We start from the raw sequence: 13,283 nt of genomic DNA on the forward strand, positions 1-13,283 counted from the left end.
GCCCGAGATCAAAGCAAAACCCCTGATCGTGAGATCAGGCAACAGACTCAAAACACTTCAAAACGTCCGGCTAACTGCACAAACGCCTATTTAAACAAGGGTGTTCGGCTGACTTCGCAATTCAACCGCACCTATAGAACCTATAGAACATCCAAAAGGGCGCCGACAATTCGGCGCCCCGCGTGAAACAGAATATGCGATTCGAAGATCCGCGCCCGGTACGCCCCAGGCGCGCCGGAGTGCGAACTCGTCAGATGGGCTTACGCGTCGGGCTGCCTCACCACGCCAAAGCGCTTGAGCGCCGTCAACAGGGGAAGACCCAGCACGTACATGACCAGCGCCTCACCCAAACCGGTCGCCACCACGCCGAACAGGTACATGGGAAGATACATGCCATCGAGCGCAATGCTGGTGAACGGAATGGTGTAGTAGCCCAAACCTTGCAGGATCAAGGGCAGGTACGCCGGCACGATAAGAGCGTTCGCTATCACCGGGCCAAGCAGCGCCAGCTTCGGTTTTTCGCGCATCTTCCAACACCAGAGCGCCCCTGCAAACGTGGCCAAACTGCCGAACACCACGTCAAGCATGCCAAGCGCGCCCGTACCGTTGACAGCCAACGCAATCAGGTTCGCAATGACGCAGCCGACGGTCAAACCGGGAACGGCCGCAGGCGTGAACACCGCCAGCACGCACACCGCCTCCGAGATGCGAAACTGCACCGGTCCCCAGGCTAAACCTTGCAGCAGGATGAGGGTCGCCAGCGTTGCCGCAGCATACACGGCCGCGATCATGCCCGCTTGGGCGACATACGTCGTCTTCTTGTTCATGGATATCTCCTTGTCTCCGCACGGCAAGCGCCGCGGGCTTTGGGCAACTATAGGTCGCAAGTGCAGGGCCCAACGATGCAAATGCGAGACCTTCCGATGCGGGCGTGAGATCCGCAGCGCAAAGTCAGAAGGCAGTATAGCAGAGAAGCGAGCCTTGAGCGCGCCGTGTCGCGCCGCGCGACGCTCGCGCAGCAAAGCCAAGAGGCCAGGGGCGAGGGCGCTGTTGGCTTGGCGCTCGTTCGCACGCGGGCGTCTGCGCCGCTGTTCTGCGCGCAAGGACGCAGGAGGTTGAACGCGCAGGGAGCCGATGGCCGAACGCGCGGCTCGGTGCCTTTCCCGCGATTTTTTTGGGCACGAAATCGCGGGCCTGCGCTCCTTGCGCGGCTTGTCGGGCGCGGTCGTTTTGTGCGCCCGCATCAACGAACCAGATCACCGAGACGCAGCGGATTCGACGGCTGTCGAGAGCCCTTGTCCATCAGCGCAGACCGGGGATTTTGCGCCACGAACGGATCGAACGATCCCACCAACAGACCTTCTCCCTGCCGCCAGACCATCGGGCTGGGAGCGCAACGCGCGCAACCCATCCGCAACTCGTCGGGTAGAATACGACAGAAAGGACATCACGCGTCCACGCCCGAAGAGAAAGCCGGAACCGCATGGAAACCTTGCAAGCGATACAGCAGCGCAGAAGCGTGCGCGCCTTCACGGACGAACCGGTGGAGATCAGCGTGCTTGAAGAACTGGTGGAAGCGGGCACTTGGGCACCGTCGGGAAGCAACGTGCAGGCGTGGAAATTCGGCATCGTAACCGATCCGCAGCTGGTACGCAAAATCGACCTGTTCTCGCCGGGCATGAGCGGCAACCCACCAGCGCTCATCATCGTGTGCTCCGACCGTGCATATGCGCAAAAGAAGGGCGGCGCGAAAGGCGCGGACGAGTTCGCAACGCTTGACTGCGCGTACGCCTCGCAGAACATCATGCTGGCGGCAGCCGATCGGGGGCTGGGCACTTGCGCCATCAAGTCCTACAACGACGCGGCGCTGCGACGCATCCTCAACCTACCCGACAACCTAGTCATCGAGCTGGTGATCGCGATAGGCCATCCAGCGAACGAGCCGAAAGCGCCCGCGCGCAAGTCCCTGGCCGAGATCGCCTTCTACAACACCTGGAATTAGGAGTGCAGCATGAAAGCGAACAGCGCAATGGAATTGCTCGTGTACATGGTGACGTCGGCTGCGGGATTGCAGGGAGAGCCGGAAGCTTACGGCCCCTTGCGTTTGATCGAGGCGTCCAAGCGCCTTGCCCTCATGCTAGCCGAAGAGGACGCCGATCGTGCAGCAGCCTTGCAAGAACTGGCCCAGCTCATCGACGAACGAAAGAACGATTGCATGACCGACGAAGATTCGTTCTACGCCATGCTCAACGATGCGGCCGCCAAACTAGTGGAATGCGTGTAGCGAAAACCCGCAGCGTGACCGGATGCGCGCCGGGCGACAAGCAGGCGAACCCTCGGCAATTTGTCGACGCTCTACCCGCTTGTTGCCGCCGCAAGGGAAGCTTGCGCGCGAAAAACTGCGCTGACTGGCAGGTTCTTGCGATTTGGGGTCGCCATGTCGAGCGCCACCTTCGCCATGGCGTTGCCCGCTTTTGGTTTTGCCCAACCCAGCCCTACCGCTTCCTGCGCGCGCGACCCTTTCCGCCCTTGCGATCGGATGCCTTCTCTCCGCGCATGCGGCGAGCCTCCTCGCGACGTTCGCGCAGGTCAGCGGTTTCCTGCTTGAGCACTCGATAGGATGCGAACCGTTCCTTGCTGATCTCGCCGGCCTCCACCGCAGCACGCACGGCGCACCCGGGCTCGTCAACATGGCGGCAATCGCGAAATCGACAGCTCTCGGCAATCTCTTCCACGTCCGAGAACGCAGCGCCGATACCCGCATCGGCCTCCCACAAACCCAAGCCGCGCACGCCGGGCATATCCACCATGAACCCGCCGCCGGGAATGGGAACCATCTCGCGGCTTACCGTGGTATGACGGCCCTTCCCGTCGTCGCGCACGGGCGTCGTTTCTTGAATATCGCTTCCTACCAGCATGTTCACCAGACTCGACTTCCCCACGCCGCTCTTTCCCAGCAGCACGGCAGTCGTATTTCGGGGCACCAGATCGCGCACGGCCTCCACGCTGGCAGGATCGTTTTCAGAGACCACCAGCGTCTGCACGTCGGGACCCACCAGCGCGCGCACGCGATCGCGCACCTCGGCCACATGCGCTTCGTCCTCGGCAAGATCCGCCTTAGTCAGCACAACGGTCACCAAGGCACCCGTTTCGTAAGCCAGCACCAGCTCGCGCTCAAGCCGACGAGCGTTCACGTCGGCAAGGGGCTGCGCCACGAACACGCGGTCGAAGTTCGCGGCAAGCACCTGCGGAAGCGCCCGTTCGGTCGGATCTTTGCGCACGAACGCGCGCGTACGCGGAAGAATACTGGCTATGATGCCCTTGTCATGCCCCTCCGGCACGTCCACTTCAACGAAATCGCCGATCACGGCGCGCACTTCCTCGCCCTTGACCAGCGCCGTTGCATGTTCGCATCGCACAAGCGCCCCATCGTCGCATCGCACAAGCGGATATCCACGATCAAGCTTGACTACCTGGGCCCTTTGCAAGTGTCCTCCTCTGCTCCAATCGGCACAACCGCACCTCCACCGTCAAAAGCGCTAGCGCTGGCGCTCCCTCAACCAATAGAATACGCCCGTCATGGCAAGGCCAATGGCCACGACCACGATACCGGGAACGAACCTTCCGAACACGAACGGATCCTGCTTTCGCTCGCCGGGCTCGATGACGGTCACAACTTCGGCATGCAAGTCCGACAAACCCTCGTGCTCCGGGCACACCAGGTGAAACGTTCCTCGCACCTGCACGATGGAGCCTTTTCTGTCGTACGCGCCGAACGTGTCTATTTTCGCTGCCGCCTCGCTCGACATGTACACCGTAATGGTTGCCGAATCGCCCGGCGACGAAAGCGTGATCCAACGATGCCTTCCGTCCAAACCCTCTTTGATGCTATCGCCAATAGCCTCGCCCGTTACTTGCACGGTTTGGTTATCGTAATACGCGTCGGCCTCGCTCAAATCGGCGATGGACGTATCGTAGATGAACGAGCTGTCGGGAAGCTGCTGCGGGTTCACCGCGTTCCCCGCTTCAGCCTCTTCGGCATACGCCGCTGCAGTAGCGCCGGCCGATGCAAAGCCCCAGACCAGGATGCACGCAAGCAGAACCGTCACCGCCGCCCGCCACGCTCTTTTCCTATTGCACCACGGCACGCTCACGACCGATGCACCAACCTTCGGGGATCAAGCGACACGACAATTTCAACGATAAGCGCCAGAAGCGTCACGAACTCAAGACGACCGGCCCACATTTGAAGGATGTAGAACAACTCGAGGGTGACCGGCATACCCGGAGCCGCGAGCCCCGAAGAAATGCCGCCGTTGCTGGCCATAGCCACCGATTCGAAAATAGCCTGCGTCGCATCGTAGCCATGGGCGATGCCCACCAGCGAGCCAATCGCATACGTGGCCACGTACAGCACGAACACCGTCATAGCCTCTTTCACCACTTCAGGCGAAAGAATGCGACGGCCAACATGGTTGTAATCGACTACAACACGTGCGGAGTCGGGCGCAAGCGCTTCCTTGATGGTTGCCACCAAAGATTTCATGATGACGCCCATGCGGCTGAATTTGAAACCGCCCGAAGTAGACCCGCCGCTGCCGCCGACGGCCATCAGAATGGCTACCACTAAAAACGCGCCGGACGAAAGAGCCGTGGTCAGCTGGTTCGTGGTGACGTTTTGAAAACCCGTGGTCGAGAAAGCGGAAATCACCGTGAACAAGCCGCGCCGCAGCATGGCCGGCAGGTTAGAAAACTCTGAGCTTGCGCTCAAGGAAGCTGCAAAAACACAGGTCATAACTGCAATCCACAAAACCATGGTGCGAATTTCCAGGTCTTTGAAAAACACTTCGACATGGCCCTTCCACACCTCGGAATGCAGTACGAAGTTGATGGACCCCAGCAGCATGAGCAGCATGAGCACCAACTCGATGGGCAGGGAATGATAGTACATGACGCTTTGGCTCATGGGCGCGAATCCGCCGGTCATGAAGCCTGAAATCGACAGCCACAGCGACTGCAAAAGCGCGCGCGACGGCTCCATCCCTATGAACAGGCACATGCCCGTCAGGATGACGGTCGCAATAAGAATGATGCCGATGGCGATTTTCGCAATGAACTGCGTGGTTTGAACCACGTTGGGAACCACGTGCTCGCTTCGACCCTCGGACATGTACAGGCTGGCGCCCGCGCGCTTGCCGAACAGGCCGAACGACAACGCCACAACAATGAGTCCCAAACCGCCGATCAGATGCATCATGAAGCGCCACATGTTGTCTGCGTTCGACAGGTGGTCCAGGTCGGTAATGATGCTTGCACCGGTGGTGGTAATGCCCGACACACCGTCGAACAGGGCGTCAAGGTACGTTTCGTAGTGACCCGACAAGTGAAGGGGAATCGTGGCAACCATAGCCAGCACGATCCAAGCCAAACCGGTGACAACAAGGGCTTGCTGGCGATTGAGCCGTCCGGGCTCTATGCGTAAAAAGCGCAGGCCAGAACCTATAATAAGAGAAACGCCAATGGTCAGCAGATAGTTGGCCGCAGGAATCCACTCTTGAAACGCAAGAGCCGTCGCAAACGGCACCAACAACGCCAAAGACGAGAACAGCACGAGCACGCCCAGGTAATGGCCGATGACCCGGACATCGTATAAGGTGAACCGCTGCCACATGGTGCGCTCTAACCTCGCTTTATTCCGCAGACGCGCGGTGTTATCTCGAAGCCGATCAATCCAGCACGACCCTTACGACAATGATAAGCGCCCACAGCGCAAGCAAAAAGCAAAGCATCGCCAGCATCACAACGCCGAACCCCAGGGCTGGCGTCTCGATAGCTTGGCGAATGTCCTGTTTTCTTTTGCGCATGCAGGTATTCTAGTACAAATATGCGCAACACGACACGCCAGCTCGACAACAGCGCACAACCCCGAAAAGACGCCGAAGCGCCAGCTTTGCATATTCGCAGCCCGTTCGCAAGGGCGTTCAGCAAAGAAATCGACACTTAATCGTTAAACTTTTCACCTGCGGGGCTTGCATAAGGGGTGTCAAGGTATAATTTCCGAATCTTTTAATCGCCCGCACAAATTTATAACCATTCGTGCGGACATGGGGTTTCCCGTCGCGAAAGCGTATGGGACGGAAAGGAACAGCAATGGCAACGGAAGAAGACATCGACTACTCGTTGTCGCGCGTTCCTGATGAAGCGAAACAGCCGTTTTGGCGGATTCTCTTCATCAGGATCGGCGCGATCTGCTGCGTGTCGCAGCTCATGCTGGGAGCCGCGCTCGGCTTCGGCATGACGTTCTGGGACGCGTTTTTGGCAACCATGTTGGGATCGGTGCTGCTGCAGGTGGTCAGCTGGGCGCTTGGCACGGCGGCGGCGCACGAAGGCCTGTCGACCAGCCTGCTTTCTCGCTGGGCGGGCTTCGGCAAGGGCGGCTCGGCTCTGTTCGGCGGCGTGGTGGCCATTTCGATGGTCGGCTGGTTCGGCGTGCAGAACTCCGTGTTCGGCGAAGGCATGGCCAGCATCGTCACGCTGACCGACTTTTTGGGCGGCATGGAGTATCCGGTCTGGGCTATCATCACCGGCCTGGGCATCACGCTTCTGGTCGTGTTCGGCATCAAGGCCATCGCGAACTTCGCGGCCATATTCGTGCCCCTGTTCGTGATCGTGGTCATCGTGGCTGCGGCAATCATCCTGCAGAACCACTCGCTGACCGAGCTTTTGACCACCGCCCCTCCGGGACCGGCGCTCACGCTGGGCGCGGCAACCACCATGGTTGCGGGCGGCTTCATCGCCGGCGCCATCTGCACCCCCGACTACGCGCGGTTCCTGAAGAACGGCAACCAGGTGTTCTGGATGACGCTCATCGGCACCTTCGTGGGCGAGCTGGGCATGAACCTTCTGGCCGTCATGCTGGCGCACGCCATGGGAACCGAGAACGTCGTCGACATCATGATGGGCACCTCGGGCATCATCGGCGTCATCATCGTAGTGGCCTCCACGGTCAAGCTCAACGACATCAACCTGTATTCATCCAGCTTGGGCTTGGCCACCATGCTGAACGCCCTGTTCAACAAGAAGCTCAGCCGCAACGCGCTGGTATGGACCCTGGGCATTGTGGGCACGGCGCTGTCCGTTATCGGCATCATCAACTACTTCACCGACTTCCTGGTGCTGCTGGGCGTGGCGATTCCCCCCGTTGCCGGCATCATGGTCATCGACTACTTCGTGCTGCGCCGCAGCCGCAAGACGCTCGACGAGTCGCGCGCCAAAGGCCAGCTGCCTGCGAAGGTGGAGAACTGGAACCCCATCGCAATCGTGTGTTGGATCGCCGGCTTCGCCGTGGGCGAAATCACCAGCATCATGGCAATCGGCATTCCGGGCCTGAACTCGCTTATCCTGGCAGGTGTGCTGTACTGGGCCATCATGAAGGCTTACGCCGGCATCAAGAAGCAGGACGTGATCACGTTCGCGGAAACGGATCAGGTTCTGTAAGCGAAGAGCATTTCGTTCATAGGCAGAAGGCCCCGCTCGCGCACGCTGCGCCGGCGGGGCCTTTCGTTTGTACGCAAATCTGCCTGAAAGCACATTGTCGATCCAAAAACACGTTTTCAGCCCGAAAAACGTGTTTTTGGATCGACAATGCAGGCGGCGCCGGCTTTCAGCGCGATGGGAACGCCGGCGATAGCGGCAGGCCCGACGAAGGCGCCCCCCTTACGGCAGCAGCACCAAATCGTACAAGTCGGGGCGACGGTCGCGCAGATAGGGGCTGCGCTCGCGGAAGCCGTCTATCTCGCTCAGATCGATATCCGCATACAGCACGCCTTCGGCAGGATCCTCCAGCTGCGCCACCACATGACCGCGCGGATTGCACACCAGCGAACGACCGGGCATGGACAGGCCGTCCTCTTCACCGAAACGATTCACCGCCGCCAGGAACACCGTGTTCTCCAGTGCGCGGGCAGGGGCGTTCACGTCCCACACATCCATATCCTCGGCGCACCACGCACTGGGACATACCACCAGGTCGGCACCTTGCAAGGCCAACATGCGCGCCACCTCCGGGTAGCCCATGTCGTAGCAGATCATCACGCCGACGCGCCCGAAATCGGTCTCGAACACGGGGCAGTCGCAGCCGGAGCGGAAGTAGAAACGCTCCAAAGCCCACAGATGCTGCTTGTCGTACGTGCCCATGAGGTTGCCGCCGCGGTCAATGAACACGGAGCTGTTGTACACCACGCCGGTCAAGTCGTACGTCAGCGCAAGACCGGCAACCACGTAGCAATTCGCAGCGCGAGCAGCTTCGCACAACGCCGCAACCGTAGGACCTTCCACCGGCTCGGCAAGCTCCACGATGCGAGGGCCCACGATGTTCAGCTGATACCCCGTAGAGAACAGCTCCGGAAGAATCACCAGGTCGGCGCCTTGCGCCCCAGCCTCGGCTATCATGCGGCAAGCTTTTTCGGTATTGGCGGCCGGATCGCACAGGACGCTTTCAAACTGGACGAGCGCCAAACGCGCCGTGCGCTTCGCTTCGGTCATGAACAACTCCTTTATTGGGTGCAGATTTCGTCTTGACGGCATTATCTCATGACCAACGCAGAACGCCAAAGAACAAGCAGCCGAATGTCGGGAAGATGGACGCAGCAGGACGAAAGCCGCAGCAAGCGCTGGGTTTCAGCCGAGCGTACGGAGCAGATTGCTAAACGCGCGTTGGGCGGCCGTACGAATTCGCGAATTCCAACACCTTGTCGAGCGATGCCATAAGATCTTCGATCTCGTCCACGCCAATCGTGTTGCAGAATTCCGTGATAAGCGCGTGCATCTCGTACTGGCACTGCTCCGCAAGCCCCCACCCATGTTCCGTCAGCTCAATAGACACGGTTCTCGCGTCATCGCGTAGCCGCTCCCGCTTCACGTACCCTTTGTCTTCAAGCGGTTTGAGCGCCTGCGACAGCGAACTGGCGGGCATACGGAGCAATCGGGCGAGCGACCCGGGACGGATCGTTTCGCCTTTCTTCTGATGCCCTGACAAAACCATCAGGACATCGGCTTCGAGTTGCGAAAGGCCCATGCGCGCCATGTACGGCTGCGAACACGTCCGGTTGACCTCTTTCACCAACCGGAAAAGCTCGGTCACGATCGCTATTTCTTGAAGGGAAGCCTTCATCGGGGCCTTTCGCTTACTCGAATCTACATACTCTGTCTAGGATAGCGGAATCCTATCCGAAGCGGTACTCCACGCCCATGGTGGGCTGGGGGTTCTCCCACTTCTTCACGATGGTGCCCTCGCAGGCTATGCGGCAGGTGCCGCACTCCAGGCAGCCGGCGTAGTCGAACGACTTCGCGCCCGACTCGTCGATCTTGTAGAGGGCCGCCGGGCACACGCGCACCAGCTTGAGGAACTCCTCGGTGTCAGGGTCGTCCGCCAGCTCGATGTGGGCGTTCTCCTCGTCCACCTCGTACTTGTCCAACGCCAGGAACTCGTCGACGTTGACCGTGATCTCGCATACCTTGCTCACAGCGCCTTCACCGCCTTTCGCACCTCGCCTGCGAGCTTGAACAGCCCGCGCTTCTTCACGATGGGCATCATGCGCTTCACGAGCGGCTTCTGCGGCGCGCCGTCCACGCTGAACATGGCGTTGAAGATCTCCCTCACCATGACGGGGTACTCGCCGAACATGCGGTCCCAGCCCTCCATGACGTGGGGCCACTTGCGGAAGGTCTGCAGGTCCTTGATGACGAACGAGTCTTCCATGGCCTGCTTGTACGAAGCCAGGCCCGCCGCGCTCGTGTCGCCCGCGTCCAGCGCCTTGACGGCGGCCTGCCCCGCCATCTGGCCCGACGCCACGGCGAAGTCCATGCCGCGCACCTGGTAGCCCATGTTCATGCACAGGCCCGCCGTCTCGCCGGCCACCAGGCAGCCGTCGAAGACGTACTGCGGGATCATGTCGTAGCCGCCCTCGGGCACCATGTGGCCGGAGTGCTCCACCAGCTTCGCGCCGCGGATGATGGGCGCCACGGCTGGGTGGCTCTTGAAGTCCTCGAGCATCTGGTACACCGGGCACGGGTTCGATGCGTCGGCCGCGGTGGAGATGGTGGCCACGAGGCCGAGCGAGATGGAGTCCTTGTTGGTGTACAGGAAGCCGCCGCCCACGTTGCCGTGCGTGCAGTCGCCCACGAACAGCATGGCCGCGCCCTCGCCCTCGGGCACTAAGAAGCGGTCCTCGATCTGGGAGGCCGGCAGCTCGAACACCTGCTTGACGCCCACGGCCATCTGCGAGGCCTTGGGGCGCGGATTGCCCAGGCACCTCTCGGACAGAAGCGAGTTCACGCCCTCGGCCAGGACGACCACGTCGGCGGGGATCTCGTCCTCGCCGGCGCGCACGCCGCAGACCTTGCCGGAATCGTCCTTCAAGAGCTCCTCCACGGCGATGCCGCAGATGTACTCGGCGCCCGCGTCCTCGGCCTTCGAGGCCAGCCACTGGTCGAACGGCGCGCGCAGCACGCTGTAGGAGTCCTTGCCCTCCTCCGCCAGCTCGGGGCTGGCGAAGTCCACTGCCAGCTGCGCCGCGGGGTCCATGAACGCCATGCGCTCGTGGGTGATCTTGCGCTCGAGGGGCGCCTCCTGCTCGAAGTCCGGGAACACCTTCTTGAGCGAATGCGAGTAGATCCGCCCGCCCGTCATGTTCTTGGCGCCGGCGAAGTTGCCGCGCTCGACCACGAGGACCGACTTGCCGGCGCGCGCCAGCTCGTAGGCCGCCACGGCCCCGGCGCAGCCGGACCCGACGACGATCGCGTCGAAATCAGCCATGTCCTATCCTTTCTCGTATCGGGGTGAAGGGGCCGCTTCCCGCGGCCCCTTTCGCGCCGGCTCCCTACAGGGCCGCGCACAGCGCGGGCAGGACCGTCTTGAGGTCGCCCACGATGCCGTAGTCGCACTGCTTGAAGATGGGGGCGTTCTTGTCCTTGTTGACGGCGAACATGGTGCCCGCGCGGTTCACGCCCACCATGTGCTGCATCTGGCCGGAGACGCCGATGCCCACGTACACCTTCGGGGCCAGCATCACGCCGGACACGCCGATGTAGGCTTCCTTGGGCATCCAGTCCACGCCCTCGGCGAGCGGGCGCGAGCAGCCGCACTCGCCCCCGATCTTGGCGGCCAGATCGCGCATGAGCCCGAGGTCGGCCTCCTCGGCGAAGCCGCGGCCGCCGGCCACGACCACGTCGGCGGCGGGCAGGTCGACGTCGCTGGCGGGCAGGTCCTTCTCGCCCGTGACGCGCAGGGCGCGCTCGGGAGCCTCGAACGCCGCCTCCTCGACGACGTCGGTGCCCGTGGCGGCGGACTCGTCGAACACGCCCGCGCCTACCGTGTAGACGGCCAGGCCGCCGGTCGGCCTGCTCTTGCGCTGGCCCACGCCGCCGAAGTACATGGTGGTGGCCAGGCCGTCGGCGAACTCGATGACGTCGGTGACGGCGGCGGTCCCGGCGTGCGCGGCCAAGCGGCCCGCGAGCACCTTGCAGCGGCGCGTGGGCTCGACCAGCGCCACGGACGGGGCCTCGGCGTCGGCGATCGCGTTCACGGTCGCGTACGCGTCGTCGATCGCGGAGCCTGCGGGGACGTCGATGTGGACGGCCTTGTCGGCGACGCCGACCGTCGGCTCGACGCCGGGGGCCACCAGGACGACCTCGTCGGCCATCGTGCGGGCTCCCGCGCACAGGGCGCGCGCGGCGAGCGGGGTTTCGGCTATAACGAGTGCTTTCATTGCTGCACCAACCTTTCCTACAGGGCCGCTTTGAGGGCGGCTGCGAACTTTTCGATATCGCCGTCGACGGAGGCGTCGAGGATCTCGAGCTTGCGCTCGGCCTGCTGCGGGGCCTTCGTCTCGACGATCTCGACGACGGCCGGGGCGGCCTCGGAGGCGGCGTCGACCGTGGAGGGCTTCTTGCCGGCGGCCAGGATGTCCTTCATGCCCGGGATGCGCGGCAGCGCGACGTCGGGGACCACGGACACGACGGCGGGCAGGTCGACCTGGACGGTCTGGACCTGGGACTCGAGCATGCGGTCGCACGTCGCGACGCCGCCCTCGACGGAGATGGCGCACACCGCCGTGACGACCGGCAGGCCCAGCGCGTCGGCCAGCTGCACGTCGACCTGCTGCGCGTAGTTGTCGGCGGAGCCGTCGCCGCACACGACCAGGTCGAACGCGTCCTGCGCGCCGATCAGCTTCGCGAGCATGGCGGCGGTAGCGTGCGCGTCCAGATCGGCGCAGGCGTCGTCGGCGATCATGGCCAGCTCGTCGATGCCGCGGGCCAGGATGCCCTTCTTCAGCTTCGAGTCGTCGGCCTTCGCATCGGCGACCGACACGGCGACGACCTTCGAGCCGTCGTGCGCGGCGGCCAGCTGGGCCGCGGCCTCGAGGGCGTTCAGATCGTAGGTGGAGACGATGCGATGGGCCTTGGAGTCGTCCAGGCTCCTATCGGCAGCGACGACGATGTCCTGATCGTCGGCCAGCACTTTGATGGGAACGATGATGTTCATGGTATGGCTATCCTTTCTAACTTATCGTCAGTACGCCGCGCTTGCGGCATAGACGCTTCGACCAAACGGTTGGGTACCGCACAGAGCGGTGGCGATACGCAGCGGTTGGACCAAGCGTCCATGCCCGCAGGCGGTACCGTGGCCGACCGGGGAGGGGCCGGCCACGGCGCGCAGCGCTACTGCTACTGCTGATGCTTGGCAGCGGCTTCCTCGAACTGCTTCTCAAAGAAGATCTTCTTGGCCAGAACCAGGTGGTACTCGCCGGTCTGGAGCACGTCGCCGTTCTGGTCGACCATCGACATCTGGATGATGATGACGCCGCGCTCGGGCTTGTTGTCGTCCTTGGCAACGATCTCGGACGTGGTGTAGACGGTGTCGCCCACGGCCGGCATCTTCAGGAACTTCCAGTTCTTCGTGCCCTTGGTGGCAAGAATGGAGTTGTTCATCTTGGCCATCATCGGGTCAGAGGGGTTGATGGACGGCGTGAACGTGTAGATCAGCATGTGCTGAGCCAACACGGTGTCATGGCCGTGAGCCTTGCAGTACTCGAGATCCATGTGAATGGGAGCCCACTCGCCGGAGATGCCGGCGAAGTTCAGGATGTCAGCCTCGGTGATGGTGCGGCCCGTGGTGATCGGCGTCTTGTGGTTCAGGGGCACGTCCTCGAAGAACCAGGTGTCCTTGAACTTCGCGTCGAAAGCTGCCTGCAGTTGCTCGTTCATAATGAGATCCTCCTCAG

At 62.2% G+C, this 13,283-nt stretch carries 15 protein-coding genes; 3 read left to right on the forward strand and 12 right to left on the reverse strand.

The genetic code is table 11. From position 1 onward, the window contains the following. Positions 1-260 precede the first annotated feature (260 nt). Complete coding sequence (locus DMP08_RS07455; protein ID WP_123192305.1) at positions 261-827, reverse strand: QueT transporter family protein; 567 nt, start codon at positions 825-827, stop codon at positions 261-263. 656 nt (positions 828-1,483) lie between these two features. On the opposite strand from DMP08_RS07455, the gene DMP08_RS07460 reads away from it, so the two are divergent. Together DMP08_RS07460 and DMP08_RS07465 are read left to right on the forward strand one after the other, a co-directional pair. Beyond that, on the forward strand, positions 1,484-2,002 hold the full coding sequence (locus tag DMP08_RS07460) for a nitroreductase family protein (RefSeq protein WP_123192306.1): 519 nt from the start codon (positions 1,484-1,486) through the stop codon (positions 2,000-2,002). 9 nt (positions 2,003-2,011) lie between these two features. Next, positions 2,012-2,284: a DUF6092 family protein gene (locus DMP08_RS07465; RefSeq protein ID WP_123192307.1), complete on the forward strand. Its 273-nt coding sequence runs from the start codon at positions 2,012-2,014 to the stop codon at positions 2,282-2,284. A 211-nt stretch (positions 2,285-2,495) separates the two neighbouring features. Here DMP08_RS07465 and rsgA read toward each other — a convergent pair whose 3' ends face one another. From rsgA to DMP08_RS12500, 4 genes are read right to left on the reverse strand one after another with little or no spacing between them, the layout of a single operon-like run. After that, positions 2,496-3,488, reverse strand: coding sequence for a ribosome small subunit-dependent GTPase A (rsgA, locus tag DMP08_RS07470; protein WP_123192308.1), 993 nt, complete (start codon positions 3,486-3,488; stop codon positions 2,496-2,498). A gap of 51 nt (positions 3,489-3,539) precedes the next feature. Continuing rightward, positions 3,540-4,109, reverse strand: coding sequence for a hydrolase (locus DMP08_RS07475; protein WP_244596869.1), 570 nt, complete (start codon positions 4,107-4,109; stop codon positions 3,540-3,542). A gap of 41 nt (positions 4,110-4,150) precedes the next feature. Then, the gene (locus DMP08_RS07480; protein WP_123192309.1) at positions 4,151-5,671 is read right to left on the reverse strand and encodes a TrkH family potassium uptake protein; all 1,521 of its coding nucleotides are present in this window, start codon (positions 5,669-5,671) and stop codon (positions 4,151-4,153) included. Positions 5,672-5,726: 55 nt separating this feature from the next. Next, positions 5,727-5,864 carry a hypothetical protein gene (locus DMP08_RS12500; RefSeq protein ID WP_170158411.1) on the reverse strand — a complete coding sequence of 46 codons (138 nt, stop codon included), beginning with the start codon at positions 5,862-5,864 and terminating at the stop codon, positions 5,727-5,729. 286 nt (positions 5,865-6,150) lie between these two features. Between DMP08_RS12500 and DMP08_RS07485 the strand changes: the two genes are divergently transcribed. Then, entirely contained in the window at positions 6,151-7,497 is a 1,347-nt protein-coding gene (locus DMP08_RS07485; RefSeq protein ID WP_123192310.1) for a purine-cytosine permease family protein, read from the forward strand. Positions 7,498-7,716: 219 nt separating this feature from the next. Here the strand turns inward: DMP08_RS07485 and DMP08_RS07490 are convergent, their stop codons facing one another. From DMP08_RS07490 to DMP08_RS07520, 7 genes are all read right to left on the reverse strand, one after another. Beyond that, positions 7,717-8,544, reverse strand: a complete 828-nt coding sequence (locus DMP08_RS07490) for a nitrilase-related carbon-nitrogen hydrolase (protein WP_123192311.1) — start codon at positions 8,542-8,544, stop codon at positions 7,717-7,719. Between the two features lie 160 nt (positions 8,545-8,704). Beyond that, complete coding sequence (locus DMP08_RS07495; protein WP_161555437.1) at positions 8,705-9,142, reverse strand: MarR family winged helix-turn-helix transcriptional regulator; 438 nt, start codon at positions 9,140-9,142, stop codon at positions 8,705-8,707. Positions 9,143-9,224: 82 nt separating this feature from the next. After that, entirely contained in the window at positions 9,225-9,524 is a 300-nt protein-coding gene (locus tag DMP08_RS07500; RefSeq protein WP_123192313.1) for a ferredoxin family protein, read from the reverse strand. Next, positions 9,521-10,816 carry an FAD-dependent oxidoreductase gene (locus DMP08_RS07505; protein ID WP_123192314.1) on the reverse strand — a complete coding sequence of 432 codons (1,296 nt, stop codon included), beginning with the start codon at positions 10,814-10,816 and terminating at the stop codon, positions 9,521-9,523. Before DMP08_RS07505 ends, DMP08_RS07500 begins: the two co-directional genes overlap by 4 nt. A 64-nt stretch (positions 10,817-10,880) precedes the next feature. Then, entirely contained in the window at positions 10,881-11,768 is an 888-nt protein-coding gene (locus DMP08_RS07510) for an electron transfer flavoprotein subunit alpha/FixB family protein (protein ID WP_123192315.1), read from the reverse strand. A gap of 17 nt (positions 11,769-11,785) precedes the next feature. Beyond that, positions 11,786-12,544 carry an adenine nucleotide alpha hydrolase family protein gene (locus DMP08_RS07515; protein WP_123192316.1) on the reverse strand — a complete coding sequence of 253 codons (759 nt, stop codon included), beginning with the start codon at positions 12,542-12,544 and terminating at the stop codon, positions 11,786-11,788. A gap of 182 nt (positions 12,545-12,726) precedes the next feature. Next, the gene (locus tag DMP08_RS07520; RefSeq protein ID WP_123192317.1) at positions 12,727-13,266 is read right to left on the reverse strand and encodes a MaoC family dehydratase; all 540 of its coding nucleotides are present in this window, start codon (positions 13,264-13,266) and stop codon (positions 12,727-12,729) included. Positions 13,267-13,283: the final 17 nt, after the last annotated feature.

Origin of the sequence: Paraeggerthella hongkongensis (genome assembly GCF_003726035.1) — a bacterium.
Lineage (GTDB): Bacteria > Actinomycetota > Coriobacteriia > Coriobacteriales > Eggerthellaceae > Paraeggerthella > Paraeggerthella hongkongensis.